This is a genomic window from Enterovibrio norvegicus FF-33, assembly GCF_000286835.2.
Classification (GTDB): domain Bacteria; phylum Pseudomonadota; class Gammaproteobacteria; order Enterobacterales; family Vibrionaceae; genus Enterovibrio; species Enterovibrio norvegicus_A.
In genome coordinates this window covers 6,462-6,790 of the sequence record NZ_AJYD02000033.1, presented here as the reverse complement: position 1 = coordinate 6,790, position 329 = coordinate 6,462, and the positions used below count along the sequence as shown (strand labels likewise).

The window sequence follows — 329 nt, the reverse complement described above, 5'->3', positions numbered from 1 at the left end:
TACCCAAAGGGCTACAACGGGTGCGGGACTATGGCTTGTTGCATGGTAGCGCCAAACAAAAGCGACACGGCATTCAGCTCATGCTGCTTCAAATGGCACGTCTGATGTTGCCTGTGCCACCGCCGTTAAATAAGCCAGTAACAAGACGTTGCCCACACTGTGGTGAACACCTGATGGTCTGCGTCGGAGTCTCGCGACCGAGATAGCCGAAAGGCAAACAGAATAAGGAGAATGGCATTCATGTAAACACAGGAGGACTGACCGACAAAAAAACACATCGTTAACGTAACATCTTGAAGTGAATGGCTATCAGCTCACTTCTTGGCTGT

General features: G+C 49.8%; 1 pseudogene. It reads left to right on the top strand.

Going from position 1 to position 329, the window contains the following annotated elements:
* A pseudogene (locus A1OO_RS22975) lies at window positions 1-206 on the top strand (IS91 family transposase); the annotation flags it as partial.
* Window positions 207-329 lie beyond the last annotated feature (123 nt).